The sequence below is a fragment of the Streptomyces sp. NPDC003943 genome, assembly GCF_053605265.1.
Genome location: NZ_JBSGIW010000009.1, coordinates 19,835 through 33,466 on the forward strand (window position 1 = coordinate 19,835; position 13,632 = coordinate 33,466).

13 protein-coding genes and 2 pseudogenes are annotated in these 13,632 nt (G+C 68.3%); 4 read left to right on the top strand and 11 right to left on the bottom strand.

Annotated features, from left to right (window positions below; all coding sequences use genetic code 11):
* Positions 1–309 precede the first annotated feature (309 nt).
* The gene (locus ACWEV0_RS05890) at positions 310–828 is read right to left on the bottom strand and encodes a sigma-70 family RNA polymerase sigma factor (RefSeq protein WP_453146831.1); all 519 of its coding nucleotides are present in this window, start codon (positions 826–828) and stop codon (positions 310–312) included.
* Positions 829–1,387: 559 nt separating this feature from the next.
* On the opposite strand from ACWEV0_RS05890, the gene ACWEV0_RS05895 reads away from it, so the two are divergent.
* Positions 1,388–1,921 carry a hypothetical protein gene (locus ACWEV0_RS05895; protein ID WP_453146832.1) on the top strand — a complete coding sequence of 178 codons (534 nt, stop codon included), beginning with the start codon at positions 1,388–1,390 and terminating at the stop codon, positions 1,919–1,921.
* Here ACWEV0_RS05895 and ACWEV0_RS05900 read toward each other — a convergent pair.
* The 5 genes and pseudogenes from ACWEV0_RS05900 to ACWEV0_RS05920 form a co-directional block, all read right to left on the bottom strand.
* Positions 1,918–2,061: a hypothetical protein gene (locus tag ACWEV0_RS05900; protein ID WP_453146987.1), complete on the bottom strand. Its 144-nt coding sequence runs from the start codon at positions 2,059–2,061 to the stop codon at positions 1,918–1,920. The genes ACWEV0_RS05895 and ACWEV0_RS05900 overlap by 4 nt on opposite strands.
* Before the next feature lies 1 nt (position 2,062).
* Positions 2,063–2,667: pseudogene (locus ACWEV0_RS05905) on the bottom strand (FAD-dependent oxidoreductase); the annotation flags it as partial.
* Positions 2,668–3,401: 734 nt separating this feature from the next.
* Positions 3,402–3,827, bottom strand: coding sequence for an Ohr family peroxiredoxin (locus tag ACWEV0_RS05910; RefSeq protein ID WP_453146834.1), 426 nt, complete (start codon positions 3,825–3,827; stop codon positions 3,402–3,404).
* 309 nt (positions 3,828–4,136) lie between these two features.
* The gene (locus ACWEV0_RS05915) at positions 4,137–4,598 is read right to left on the bottom strand and encodes an alpha/beta fold hydrolase (protein WP_453146835.1); all 462 of its coding nucleotides are present in this window, start codon (positions 4,596–4,598) and stop codon (positions 4,137–4,139) included.
* A 497-nt stretch (positions 4,599–5,095) separates the two neighbouring features.
* The gene (locus ACWEV0_RS05920) at positions 5,096–6,004 is read right to left on the bottom strand and encodes a hypothetical protein (RefSeq protein ID WP_453146837.1); all 909 of its coding nucleotides are present in this window, start codon (positions 6,002–6,004) and stop codon (positions 5,096–5,098) included.
* Between the two features lie 1,520 nt (positions 6,005–7,524).
* Between ACWEV0_RS05920 and ACWEV0_RS05925 the strand changes: the two genes are divergently transcribed.
* Positions 7,525–7,716 (top strand): hypothetical protein, encoded by a 192-nt coding sequence (locus ACWEV0_RS05925; RefSeq protein WP_453146839.1) that lies wholly within the window; start codon positions 7,525–7,527, stop codon positions 7,714–7,716.
* A 317-nt stretch (positions 7,717–8,033) separates the two neighbouring features.
* Here ACWEV0_RS05925 and ACWEV0_RS05930 read toward each other — a convergent pair whose 3' ends face one another.
* Positions 8,034–8,519, bottom strand: a complete 486-nt coding sequence (locus ACWEV0_RS05930) for a hypothetical protein (protein ID WP_453146841.1) — start codon at positions 8,517–8,519, stop codon at positions 8,034–8,036.
* 295 nt (positions 8,520–8,814) lie between these two features.
* Between ACWEV0_RS05930 and ACWEV0_RS05935 the strand changes: the two genes are divergently transcribed.
* Positions 8,815–9,594 (top strand): hypothetical protein, encoded by a 780-nt coding sequence (locus ACWEV0_RS05935; RefSeq protein ID WP_453146842.1) that lies wholly within the window; start codon positions 8,815–8,817, stop codon positions 9,592–9,594.
* A 113-nt stretch (positions 9,595–9,707) separates the two neighbouring features.
* Here ACWEV0_RS05935 and ACWEV0_RS05940 read toward each other — a convergent pair whose 3' ends face one another.
* Positions 9,708–10,241, bottom strand: a complete 534-nt coding sequence (locus tag ACWEV0_RS05940; protein WP_453146844.1) for a hypothetical protein — start codon at positions 10,239–10,241, stop codon at positions 9,708–9,710.
* 266 nt (positions 10,242–10,507) lie between these two features.
* The gene (gene eno / locus ACWEV0_RS05945) at positions 10,508–11,785 is read right to left on the bottom strand and encodes a phosphopyruvate hydratase (RefSeq protein ID WP_453146846.1); all 1,278 of its coding nucleotides are present in this window, start codon (positions 11,783–11,785) and stop codon (positions 10,508–10,510) included.
* Positions 11,786–11,964: 179 nt separating this feature from the next.
* Here eno and ACWEV0_RS05950 point away from each other — a divergent pair, with 179 nt between their 5' ends.
* Positions 11,965–12,387, top strand: a complete 423-nt coding sequence (locus ACWEV0_RS05950) for a MarR family winged helix-turn-helix transcriptional regulator (RefSeq protein ID WP_453146984.1) — start codon at positions 11,965–11,967, stop codon at positions 12,385–12,387.
* A 74-nt stretch (positions 12,388–12,461) separates the two neighbouring features.
* Here the strand turns inward: ACWEV0_RS05950 and ACWEV0_RS05955 are convergent.
* Positions 12,462–12,598 (bottom strand): annotated as a pseudogene (locus tag ACWEV0_RS05955) (IS5/IS1182 family transposase); the annotation flags it as partial.
* A 62-nt stretch (positions 12,599–12,660) separates the two neighbouring features.
* Positions 12,661–13,299 (bottom strand): hypothetical protein, encoded by a 639-nt coding sequence (locus ACWEV0_RS05960; RefSeq protein WP_453146848.1) that lies wholly within the window; start codon positions 13,297–13,299, stop codon positions 12,661–12,663.
* Between the last annotated feature and the right edge of the window lie 333 nt (positions 13,300–13,632).

Below are 13,632 nucleotides of genomic sequence, written 5' to 3' on the forward strand. Positions count from 1 at the left end.
GCAGCGCAACACCCTTGAACGCTGCATCAACAAGATCAAGCGGTGGCGCGGATCTTCCTTACCAGGCCAGGGGTTCACCCTTCCGGAAGAAGCCGCCGATGGGACCGGAGCCGGGCAGGGTGGCAGCCCGGACGATGCCGGCGGCGCCTTGGTCGGCGGGGTCGCCACCCGGGCCGCACATGTCGGTGGCGGTCCCGGGCCGCGGCCGTGGGCGTAGCCCTCACGGACCACCACTGCCGGACAACGGCGCAACACGGTCGAGCGCACCGGGCCGCCGGCCCGCCCGTTGAGCCGGCCGAGCCGAGGGGTTCAGGCCGCCTCGGGCTGCACGACTGTGCGCAGCTTGCGCAAGGCGTTGTGCTGACGGCTCTTGACCGTGCCTGTCGGCACTCCGAGGATGCCCGCGGTCTCCTTGATGCTGCGGTCGCACAGGTATACGTGGACCAGCACGGCACGGTGTTCGGGAGACAGCCGGCGCAGGAGCGGCCGGACCGCCAGGGCGTCGTGCACCGCCTCGGCGCTGTCGGTGCTCGAGGCGGGTTCGCCGTAGGTGACTCCGACGACCTCTCTCCGGGCGTGGGGCTTGCGCACCCAGTCGATGACCAGGTGCCGGGTGACGGTGAACAGCCAGCCTCGGACGGATCCCTCCATTCCGGCCAGGCGGTCGATGTTCCGCCAGGCCCGGATGATGGTCTCCTGCACGATGTCCTCGGCGAGCCCGTGGTCACCCAACATCTTCTCGGCGTACGAGACGAGGCCGTCCCGGTGTTCCCGCATGATCGTGCCGAGCAGATCCGACCCGGACACAGCCGTCAGGGGCGTAGCCATAGTGTTCTGAACCATCCTGGTTCTCTGTCGTACGGAGACCGGAGGTCGGATGTACCCCCGGGCGTGTACTGCACACCTCGCGAAAGATACGTGTTAAACATACCAGCGGCGTCCACGACACACATGTGTCAATCTCGCGCGCATGCGGGCCATATGAGGTGACGCCACCGGAGTCCCGGTGGAAGGGCCTTCGAGGTCCGAGCGCGGCAAGAGGATCAGCACAACCATGGACGGCGACAGCCGGCCGCCCGCGGCATCCTGGTCACGGCGCGCTCGTGGGCCGCGGCCCACGCCGGACCGGTCAGTGGAACATGTTCGTCGGAAGGCTCCACGACACACGTGCCGGGCAGTCCGTGCGCGAGGAACGTCGTGGGGGGCCGGCCGTCGCCGTGAATCGACCGGAGAGGAGCCGCCACCCCATGTGTACACCGGGACATAGACGTTTATCGTGAAAGATGAGCAGGCCGGCCTACTGTCTGGCGCCCACACCTATCCGCACAGGGCACCTGGGCGTAGGTACCATGCGCAGCAACATTCATGTCGAGGGAGTGAAACCGTTGTGACCAACCAGTCGACCGCCACCCGGTTGGTGGACCAAGCCGCGTCGGACCTTGAGGACAACCGCCGTCTGCAGCAGGAGCTGACCGAGCGGCTCACGATGCTGAAGCGGGAGGAGGCGCTCCTGACGGACATCCTGAACCTCGCTCAGCGGTACGAGGGATTCGCGGACCCGTCCCGACTGCCCGAGCAGTCGCAGGACGAGCCGGTCGCCACGAAGGTGAAGCGAGCGTCCAGCGGCGCCGGCGCGCGACGCGCGGCACCGGCCAGGACCGCTCCGGCTGGTGACAGGCCCAGGTCCGGCACGAAGGGGAAGTCGCGGCAGCCTCTGCTCGGTGACCTCCTGCTGGAACTGCTCGGCAAGTACGACGAGCCGCGCCTGGCGAAGGAGCTGCGGGACGAACTCCTGACGAAGCACCCGGACCGCAACCCCACCCCTCAGGTGGTTCGGAACACCCTCGAGGCTCTGGTCGCCAAGGGGCGCATCCGGCGTCACAAGCAGCAGCGTTCCGTCCTGTACACCGTCAGCGGTTAGGACTCGGCCGGCTGACACGGCTCCGCCTTCCCGGAGTCAGCGTCACCCAGGGCGACGTACGCGAGAACCGGATCGCCCAGGACCGGACGCTCCGGCGGCAGGCCCAGGACGACGAGGGCGAAACTGTGCGCGCTGATCATGAGTCCCTCCTCGTCTCCAGCAGGCGCAATTCTCGACGCACACCACACCCGCGCCGACGACTACCAGACGCCCTGGCGGCTTCCGGGCGCTCGTCGCCTCCCGGCTGGTCCAGGGCCTCAGGGTCTCGACGCCGGGCAAAGGTGGCAGCGCCGCGCTGCTGCCGGTGCACACGGCCACGGCGTGCCGGGCCCGCAGCCGGACCGTTTCACCGTCCCGGGTCTGCACGGACACCTCGCGCTCCCCGGCAAGGCGTCCGTGACCACGCAGCAGGTCGGTGCCGGCCGACTTGACCCACTCGACCTGGTCGTCGTCCTCCAGCCGGCGGACATCCGATCGCGGTGCGCCAGTACGGCGTTCACGTCCAGCGGGTTCTTGACGGCGGGGTCGATGCCCGGGACGTGCACGGCGTCGGCACGGAGCAGGGCCGGCCGCAGCAGGGCCTTGCTGGGTTCACAGGCCCAGTAGGAGCACTCCCCGCCGACCAGTTCGCTCTCCACGAGGACGGTGCTCAGGCCCGCGGCGCTCGTGCGGTCCGCGACGTTCTCGCCGACCGGCCCTGCGCCGATCACTATGACGTCGTAGGTGAGGATGTGATCGGTCGTCATGTGTGCTCCGGTCGTGGAAGGGGTCGGCGGAACGGGTGTGTTGACGGGTTCGCGGTCGACGGGTGTGACGGTCCCGGCGTGGCTGGAGGAGTGGAGTCAGCCGCGCCGGACCGGGTCTCAGCGGCCGGGGGCCCGCGCGGTGACCTCCTGGAGGAACCACTCGTTGCCGTCGGGGTCGGCGAACGCGGCGAAGTGCCGTAGCCGGCCCGCTGGGGGTGCAGGCCCGGAACCCGGTGGGAGTCACCGGCGTGGTGGAAGGCGCCGGTGCCGTCGCGGAACGGTCCGGAGACCGTCACTGCCCGGGATTCCAGCTCCTCGGTGTACGGGGGTTCGGCCTCTGAGCGGTGACCGACTTCGTCACGGCGACGGACAGCGACTCGGCACCAACGGTGTGCCGGGCCGGCGTACCTCATGGCCCATGTGGCTCGCCGTCAGAGGAAGTCGGTGACGGACGGGCCGCATCCGGCAGAGACCACGCTCTGCGCCCAGCTCCACACCTGCGTGTCGGTGGGCCATGCGCGCTCCTTCGAGCCTGCCGCGCCCGGAAACGGCCACGCACCGGTGACCGCGGGGGTACGGCCGGGGACAGGACGCCGGCGACTGCCTTCGGATACGTACGTGCTGGAGGCCACGCCCTGTCCTCGCTCTCCGGTGGGTGGGGTGGGTGTGAGAGAGAAGGTGCGGGTCCCACGCGGGGGAACGCGGGACCCGCGGTCTGGGTGGGGAGGGTCGGGTCAGGCGGCGCTGGCGTTGATGGTCACGGGGACGTTGTCGCGCGTGGCCCTGGAGTACGGGCAGATCTGGTGGGCGGCGTTCGCGAGCGTCTCGGCGGTGGCCTGGTCCACGCCGCCGAGGACGGGGCTGAGGACCGCGGAGAGGGAGAACGTGTCGTCGTCGCGGTGGGTGAGGGTGATCTCGGCCGTGATGGAAGTGCTGGTCAGCCGGATCTTGCGCAGCGTCGCTGCGCGGCGCAGGGCGCCCAGGAAACAGGCGGCCCAGCCGGCGGCAAGGAGCTGCTCGGGGTTGGTCGCGGTGCCGGCGCCGCCCAGTTCCTTGGGGAGACCGAGGCTGGTCTCCAACAGACCGTCGGAGGAGCGGACGCGACCGCCGTTCCGGCCCTCTCCGTCGACGTCGACAACGGCGGTGTAGGTGACTGCCATGGCTGATGCTCCCCATCTGGGTCAAAGGTCTTGGGACACCTTCCGGCCACGCTTTCAGCGTCACCAGTTGAGAAGGTGACGCAATCATGGCAGTCGTGCGCGTCACCGGTCAAGTAGGTGATTGCCATTGTCTGTGCCAGCCGCCGGCACATGTCGCAAACACAGCAGACCTGCGGAAGACGTCCAGGCATCGCCCCCCCCTGAAGCCGCCTGAGCCGCCTAAGTCCCAACGAGGCGTGATGCGTTCGCCGGCCCGTGCGGGCCGACGAACGTCACACACAGACGTACCGTGCGCCACATGGCACCGCGCTATGGAAGGACGGTCTCCAAGACACAGCCGCTGACCGTGTCGGCGAACAGTTCCGGTTCCTCCACGTGCCCCATGTGACCGCTGTTCTCCAGGACCAGCAGCCGCGCGTCGGGGATCAGCTCGTCCAGTTCCAATCCCCAGCGCACCCCGCAGATGACGTCGTGCCGACCCACGATCACGAGGGCCGGGACTGCGAGTTCCTTGAGCGCGGCACGGTCGTCGATGACGTCAGGAGTGAGGTGTTCGTCCAGGCCCGAGATGTACGTGGCCCGGATCGCGTCACGGAACGGGGCGTACCGTTCCTCGTTGCCCCAGAAGTCGGCGAAGTACGACGGCAGCACGCCCTTGGCCACCGCTTCGGTCTGCTCGTCGCTGGAGATGTCCGACATCGCACCGAACGCGGTGAGCACATCGGACAGCTCCGGGTGGCCGGCGTGTTTCGCCGCGAAGGCCTCCACCATGCGGCCTGCTTCCGCGCCGTGTTCCGGGCCGGTAGAGCGCCCTCGTACATTGAGGTATAACCTGCCTCACGCGGCGATGCCGCATGTGGGGGCGACCACGACGACGCGGTCGGCCCCCACTCGATTCCGGGGTCTGCGGACTTCGACTGGCCTCCGCCCGGCACTCCCCCGGAGGCCCTGGATCCCACCGTTCCGAAGCGGACAAGGGGCGGGACCCGGCAATCACGGCGGACGAGTGAATCGCGTGGATACGACGTGCGGTTACGCCGAAACCACCCGGTAGCTCAGCGCCGCCCAGGGAAGGTCGGTCTGGGCCATAGAGCCGGAGCGCCACGCGGATCCGGTGCAGCGGTTCCCGGAGCACAGCTCCAAGGCGCGGAGCTGTTGGCGATCTGAACCGAGAGGGCCGGCTGGGGCAGTGTGTGGCACGCTCCGCCGTCGCCGATATTGGTAACTGCGGATATCACAACCTGCGGAGTGCTGTCGGGTGAGCTGGCTCATCGGCCCCTGATGATGTCTTCGTCAACCGGCTGTTCGTCGTCGATGTAGTCGTAGGGGTCGTCATCCAGTAGGAGGTCCTCGTTCAGGTCACCCAAGTGGATGAGGAGCTTGCTGCCCACTTCGAGGTCGCATGCTGCGCAGTGGAAGCCATAGGGGACGAGGTAGACGCTCTCCAGGCCGGTGTGGTCTGCGTAACGGTTTACCTCGCCAGCCACCCACCCCTGGGATCCGCAGGCCGGGCACTGCTTCGGAGCTTCCCGGCTCATGGTGAGCAGGGGCTGACTGGTGATCGCGCCCAGCACCACATCGCGCTCCTTGCGCGACATGTGCCCGAAGCGTTGTTCGAACATTGCGCGGGCCTTGACCAGCAGAGCTTCCGCCGCAACTCGTTCCTTTCGGACCTGTTCATCGACCAGCTTGTGATGCAGGACCAGGTAGGGGCCCCAGTATCCGTTCGGATCGATCTTCAGTTCTTCGAGAACCGGGTCGACCAAGCGCAAGCAGATCGTGAAGACCGCTTCGGCTTGCGTCGCGTCGTGTATCGCGCTGTGTGCGACCCCGTTTCGGGCGTCCGCCAGAGGCTCCAGAGCCTTCTTGTCGATCGAGATCTTCTTGGGGAGGAGCTTGAGCACCCGTTCATGGGCCTCAGCGAGACCGATGGTCTTCACCTTGGCCAGAGGGCCCGCGTGGGAGCCCAGCCCCGTGGCATGCAGCAGCGAGTCGAAGTGCCGGCCGTCGACGATCAGCGCCGGGTGAATCCCAGCGAGGTAGGCCTTGAGCAGGTGCTCCGTAGCGATCCCAGCATGGTGAACGGCGAAGTCGTAGCCCTCCGGCCCCTCGACGAAGGCCGCCAGTGCGGCACTCATCCACCGTTGCGATGATCTTTTCAGCTGCTCTGAGTCCATGGCCGAGACGATAGGGCCGCGGAACCACTGAGTGCCTCGGGATTAGCCAGCAGGCTGGGAACGGCTCTGGAGTTCTGCCGCGTATCGGGCCCAGTTGCCCCCGGACTGGGTCCAGGCGGTCGCGGTTCCGGGTCTGATGCCCAGGAGTTCCGTGAGGACCGCCGCCGGCAGCTGGGTGGAGAGTCCCATCAGAGCGGAGGCTCTGCCAGGGCGGGAGTAGATGCCCAGCCGGTTGAGCCGCTTTCTGAGATGGGGGTGGCTGAGGTGCTGACCTGGGAAGGCGCCAGGGAAGAGCCAGGGAGAGTCGGACAACGTTCCGGTGGTGGTGTGCCCGCGTCGCCGGGCGAGGAGCCGTCGGGCGATCGTGTCCAGGGGTTCGGGCAGCAGCAGCGGAGTGTCGCCCAGCCTCAGCGCGGACGCAGCTGTGGCAGCGGCCGTAGCTGTGCAGATACTCGATCGTTCCGCAGAGCCGGCAGGGGTTGAAGGAGATCGGGTTCCTCTGCCAGCAGGTTTCGCAGAGGTGGCCGTCGGCGGTCAGGGCCGCGGCGTACTTCTTCTGGCCGCAGCCCACGCAGGTCCGACGGGTGCGTGAGCAGGTGTCGCAGCGGGGCATCCCGGTCGAGGCTCGGTGGCGGCGCCATGGTCCCTTGCCGCAGAACGAGCAGGTCCGCAGGGTCGGCCTGAAGCAGGCCCGGCAGAGCGGCCCGTCCTTGGTCCGCTGACCGACGGGTCGGACTCGGTCGCAAAGGACACAGGTGATCACCTGGTCGGGTTCATGGCGCATGCAGACCGAGCACAGAGGAGTCCCGTCCAGGCGACGGGTCGCGACCGCCCGTTCGCGTCCGCAGTGTCCGCAGGCCGCCATAGCGGCCTTGCGGTAGCACTCCATGCAGCAGCGCAGGCCGTCGAGCACGTGGGTGAGCGGCCGGACCTCGCCGCAGCTGTGGCAGGCCGGGGCCGTGATCGAGACGCCGGCGTCGGTCAGCGCGGTGATCAGCCGTGCTGCCCGTGCGGATGCCTTGGCGCCTTCTCCTGTCAGCAGGCCCGGAGTGTCCTCGATCTCCCAGAGAAGCCGGAACATCAGGTAGAGGTTGCCGACCGGCGCGACGGATTCGACGGCCCCGCGGACGGCCGCGGGCTCGGCATCGGGGGCAACGGCGGTGACAGCCGAGCTGATCAGGGCGACCGGATCTCCGGCGGGCTGCCGCCAGCAGTCCCGGCAGATTGCGTCACCGGTTCGGGTGCGGCGATAGACCCGAGCGGGCCGCGAGCACTCGACGCAGCTCAACGATGCGGCCCGGGATGCGTGATTGCAGGGCTGGCAGACACGCAGCGGCCGGAACACGTTCCCCACACACCACGCTGCTCCGAGCCTCCACCCGACATGTGCGGCACATACATGTTCCAGACCCACACAGCATCACCGTCTTGACAGGTGACTGGGGCTGATGCACGCTGACAGTACTCGTCACAGGCGACCAGCAGGACACGATCCACGAGCAACGAAGTGGAGCAGGGTCATGAACAACGAGATCGTCACGGACGCCGCCGCGGCGGCACGGCACGCGCGCTTCGGCAAGCTCCCCGAGCGAATCCGCTTCGAGGAGATGACCACCGAGGCGGACGTCGACCCTGGCTCGGGCGGCGCCGCTTACAACCCCGAGAACTCATGGAAGTACTACTCGTGCCTGGCCCTCGACCTGGGCCTTTAGCGCTCTTCCTCCGCCCAGGGTCGACCTGCCGTCACCGCCGGGCTCTGGGCGAGCCTGAGGACGTGGCCGTGATGTCGAACCCTCGATCACTCCAGCGATGCCGAGCGCCGCCGGCCCCCAAGGTCGGTGAGGACGTCAGATCACATACGTGCCGTGCGAGTCATCCGGCTACCTGCCTCACGCCCCGCGTACGTCTCGGGCCGTCTCGGGCCTCAGGATTCACGGGGTGGTTCGCACCGGGAAGCTGAAGGAATGGCCCTGCTGCTTGAGCCAGGGCAGCACCTGTTCGAGGGCCGGCGTACTGGTGCCTGGTCGGGTCAGCGGTTGGTGAACTCGCGCAGGCGATCGGCGAGGCGCTGGTCGGGCGGACCGGCTGTGTCGCCGGCATCGGCCAGCCTGCCGACCTCCATCTCCAGCTGTCCTGTCGGCGGCGTGCTGCTGACGGAACCGTTTTTGCGGACGTAGGAGGCGACGGCACGCAGCAGGTCGAGGACGACGTCGTCGATGCCGGCGCCTTCGGCACCGGTGACGGTGACTTCGTGGCGCCAATGAGCGGCTTCGCGGTGCTCGCCGAGGGCGAGGTGGTGCAAGTGGAGGCAGTAGGCGGCAATCCGGTTTCCGGCGCCGGTGGACAGCTGCCACCAGAACTGGGCGCTCTCCGGATGGCCGGTGCGGAACAGCAGGCAGGCGAAGACGGCGGCGCCGTCCTCGTCGAACTCGCCTTGGGTGCCACGGGTGGGAGCGTCGGCGAGGCGGCCGATGTCGGCGGGGGCGCTGGGGGCGTTGATCGCCCACCGGCACACGGTCGACAGCTGTACGCACTACCCCACTTCGCCGCGTTGACGCCTGCGGCTGCCGGCGTACGGGGCCGACGGGCGACGGGCGACGAGCCAGCTGCGGGAATGCCGCTCCCGGCAGGGCGACACATACCAGCGATGCTGCTCCGCCGCTCCCCCCAGTGGCGGGTTGGAATTCCAACCCGCCGGTTATGGCTCTTGGGCAACGTTCCATGGCGGGCCGACGCATGAGAAGTCGACGAACGGGGATCACAGCTGGGTGAAGAGCAGGGGGTACGGCAACGTTTGGTACCGCGGGCGGTTGCCCCACTGGTTACGGGGGCTGCTCGTCCTCGCGGCGGGGTGGGGCGTCCTGGTCTGCGGTCAGCAGGTCGCTGAAGGCTACGGAGCGACCATGGAGTACCGCGCCGCACCGGTCTGCCAGGGCGGGGGCGGGGATGAGGGGGAACCGTGCGTGCGGCGCGAGGCGGGCACGGTGCTCGACCGGCGGACGGGCGAGAGCTGCACGTCCAACGGCACGAGCGGCGGCACGACGGGAGGTATCACCACCGGAGGCATCACGGCCGGAGGCGGGATGAACACCGCCGGTGGCGGCATCGGCGGTGTGACGGCTGGCGGGGTGACCACCTCAGGCGGCGGAGGTGGCGGTACGACCTGTACGACGTATTACGACCTGAAGGTCCAACGGCCAGGCCATTCGACCTGGTTGGGCGTGGCGCCGGAGACGTACGACGACGCCAGGAAGGGTGACCACGCCGAAGTCCGGCTGTGGCAGGGAGACGTCGTGGAGCTGAGGGTTCGCGGCCACATCGACTCCTACGCGCCCTCCTCGCAGCAGGCGGTTCTCCCGTGGCTCGCGCTCGGCTGCCTGATCCTGGCGGGCGGTGCATGGGCATTGCTGAGCGGGCGGCTCTCCGGCCTCTTCGCCTTCCCCAACTTCGGCTACCTGTTCGTGGCCGTTGGGGTCGGCTGGCTCGGCTCCATGGCACTGTTCGGCGGCCACCCCGTGGTCTGGGTGTTCGCCATCCTGTGGACGGGCTTCGCGGTCTTCTGGACCGTGGGTGCCTGGCGGGACGGGTAGCCGAGGCCGCTGGCCGGGCGCAGGCCGAGGCTCTGACAGCCACCGTGCAAGCCACCCTCGACGAGCAGAGGCGGGCTCGGACAGCGCGGATCGCGAGCGAGTGGGAGACGCGCCTACGCGTCCGGGTTCTTGCCCGTGGCGGAGGTGGTGATGCGGTCGACCTGCATCTTCACGAAGGACGGCAGCTCGTGGTCCTTGGGCAGGTTCCGGCCGAACATCACGGCCACCACGGAGCCGACGCGCAGCTCCGCGATCTGGTACGTCTCTCCCTGGTCCTCCTCCGCGAAGGCGTCGGTCTCATCGGCGGCCGTGTCGATGGTCAGCGGCTTCGGCTTGGTCTTCTCGTCCTTGTGGTTCTCGGCGACCGCCGCCTTCATGGCCGCCTTGGCGTTGTCGACGGAGTCATAGGCGAGGAGGGTGAACTGCACGTTCACGTCCTTGTCGCCGTTCGTGTTCTCGTCGGAGTGCCGGGTCGTCGCCTGAGCTGTCAGCCCGGCACAGCTCCACTGGGCTTGCGTCTCGCACTGCTCCCGGGCGGCGCTTCCGTCGAGGACGCGCGGCTCCTGGGCGAGCCACCCCTTCGGGGCGGCAAGCTTGCTGGGGATGGCCTGGGCCACCTGGGACGGGTTGAACGGCGCGTCGGCCAAGCCGCCGCCTCCCTCCTTTCCGCCACCCCCCTCGCCGCCGCTTCCGCCCGAGCAGCCGGCCAGCGCCAGCACCAGCGTGAGTCCCGTAATCGCACCGCGCGTCTTGTGAAGCATTGCTCGCCCCGTTCGTGATCTTCCGTCAGTCGTCCTTGAATATCACGGGGTTGTGGTCGATGAGCTTTCGCAGTCACCCCCGCTCCCGCCGTCAGACCAGTACAGGAGGCCCCTGGTCACAGAAGCCGTTGAAGCGGGTAGCCGGGACATTTCTACCGGCTCAGCGCTCCCGCACCCGCGTACTGGGCACTCGCGCCCAACTCCTCCTCGATGCGGATGAGCTGGTTGTACTTGGCAGTGCGGTCGGAGCGTGACAGCGATCCGGTCTTGATCTGGCCGCAGCCCGTCGCCACCGCCAGGTCGGCGATCGTCGTGTCCTCCGTCTCTCCCGAGCGGTGCGACATCACGACGGTGTAGCCCGCCCGGTGAGCAGCGTTGACCGTGCCCAGAGCCTCCGTCAGGGTGCCGATCTGATTGACCTTCACCAGAACCGAGTTGGCGACGCCGGAATCGATCCCCTCGCGCAGGAGGGCCTCGTTCGTGCAGAACACGTCGTCACCAGTGAGCTGGCAGCGGCCTCCGACCCGTGCGGTCAGGTCCCTCCACCCCGTCAGGTCGTCCTCGGCCATCGGGTCCTCGATCGACACGACGGGGTAGGAGTCGATCAACCTGACCAGATAGTCGGCGTGTTCGGCCGGCGTGCGCCGCACTCCTTCCCCGGTGTAGTCGTAGACGCCGTCGCGGAAGAACTCGGACGAGGCCGGATCCATGACCAGGCCGATGTCCGTGCCCGGCCGGTAGCCCGTCCGCTCGACGGCGGCCACCACGAAGTCAAGGGCCTCCTCGGCGGTGCGCAGGGCGGGCGCGAAGCCGCCTTCGTCACCCACTCCCGTCGAGTGGCCGGCGGCGAGGAGATCGCGGCGCAGGGTGTGGAAGACCTCGGACCCCATCCGCACGGCCTCGGCGAAGGTCTCCGCGCCGATCGGGGCGATCATGAACTCCTGGAAGTCCAGTGGGTTGTCGGCGTGCGCGCCGCCGTTGACGATGTTCATCATCGGTACGGGCAGCAGCCGGGCGCCGGCGCCACCGACGTAGCGGTAAAGGGGAAGGCGGTGGGCGGCGGCAGCGGCCTTCGCGGCGGCCAGGGAGACCCCGAGGATCGCGTTGGCGCCGAGCCTGGACTTGGTCGGGGTGCCGTCCGCGGCGACGAGGGCGTCGTCGAGGCCGGTCTGGTCCTCGGCTTCCCGCCCGACGACGACGGCCGCGAGCTCCGTATTGACGTGCCTTACCGCCTGGTCGACACCCTTTCCGTGCCATCGCGCCGGGTCGCCGTCGCGGAGTTCTACGGCTTCGCGGGCGCCGGTCGAGGCACCGGAGGGAACCGCGGCCCGGCCGAGGGATCCGTCCGCCAGCTCCACGTCCACCTCGACGGTGGGGTTGCCCCTGCTGTCGAGGACACGGCGGCCGGTGACAGAGGTGATGACGGTCATGGGAGTCCTCCCCGTTGTCGCATACGGGCCGGGTTCGACTGCGGCGACGGTGGCGCGGGACCCGACACGCAGACTCTACAGCAATGCTGCACAGTTCTGCTGTTCAGTTTCGCTGTTCAGCTGTGCTGTACAGCCTCGCTTCCCGGTTCTGCTCCGCAGGTGCTGCGTTAAAGTTCGGTATGCCCCTTCCGGAATCCGCCACCATCGCCGCTGAGCTGCGCACCGTGATGGGAAAGCTCACCCGGCGCATGAAGCTCGAGGATCAGATGCCGCTCGGTCAGGCGTCCGTGCTCGGCGCGCTGGACCGCAGCGGTGCGATGACGACGAGCGAACTGGCTGCCGACCAGCGGGTGCGCCCGCAGTCCATGGCCCGGGCCGTCGGACTGCTCATGGACCAGGGGCTGATCACGCGCCGCGCGCATCCGACAGACGGCCGCAAGAGCCTCGTCGAGCTCTCCCCTGCCGGACAGGCTCTGCTGGAGGAGGAACGCGGGCGCAGGGCGGATTGGCTTGCGCGGGCGATCGAGGCGGAACTGACCGGCGAGGAGCGGGAGTTGCTGGCACGCGGGATCGAGCTCGTGGAGCGGCTCGCGGCGCACTAGCGCGGCTGCTACGGGTCGCGATCATCATCCGGTCCGAGTGTGGATGACCGCCTTGCCACGGCGTTTGCACAGGGGGTGCGGTTACCGCGGGACGAGTAGGCCTTGTCCCGTGCGATCGCGGCGGGTCGGGTGCGCGGACGTCCGACCGGCCTGCGGACCCGTACTTCCTTCAACACGATGATGACTGCGGGCTGTCGGCAGCCTGTCCCGCGCCACAGGTCATCCGGCATCAGCCGCTCGACGAAATCCGTCAGGCACCTTTCAACAAAACCTCTAATTGCCTGCTGGCTCCTCACAGACTGCCACCGGTTTCACCTCCGGGTCACGCGCCATGCCCCCGAGGCCGTACTGGTCGGCCTCCGGCACAGTCAACTCGTCGGTGGCCTGCCATGGTTCGAGGTTCCCTGAATCGCGCTGCCAGCTGACGCCCTCGCGGTCGGCGAAGGTCAGGTACGGCACCTCGATGATGTCCGGCACCGGCTGCTTCTTCCAGCCATCATCGGGACGGAGTCGCGCGCTGTGGCTTGGGGGAAATCCCTGCGGGCCGCTGCCCCTGGGAATGCGGTACATCCAGTCGTCAGGGTCGAACACCGAATCCGAGCACGGGGGCAGGCTCGGCAGGCTCACGCTGTATTGCACGGCAAGTCTCGTATGGTTCCAGTCACCGGTCCTCGCCGTGAAGTAGAGCTCGATGTGCGAGACCGGATCAGGTGACCGGTTCATAAGGTGCAGCTGGATGCCGCCATCTTTCCCGTAGTCGACCCAAGTGGACACTCGCGAAGCCTGTGCACGGGACTTCTTGTCAGCGTCCTCGCGGGACTGCGTCAACTGATCGCGCGACACCATGGCGCCGTAGTACGTGGCGACTCCCGTAAACAGCAAGGACCCGATGCCGGCACCGACACCCACCACGGTCGCAAGTCGCGTCCAGTCGGTTCGGTGCCACCAGGACCGCCGCTCATGGGGCGCACCAGCCAGTCCCCGAACCCGTACGGAGTCCGGTGCGGGCCGCTGCCTCGCGAGACGCTGCCGCGCCTGCCGCTGATTGTTCGTGTCCCTCACGACTCTCCCTTCAACCGATCATAGGGACGCACGAAGAGCCGCGATCGCTCCCATCAGTCATCACGTCGTGTCGGCTCCGGAACGGAAGCCGACAGGAACTCGCCGATCTTGCCGTCATTTGCCTTCAGGAGCACCTGGGTCAGGTTGAACCGGGCGACGATCGTCAGCCGGGGATGCTGTCCC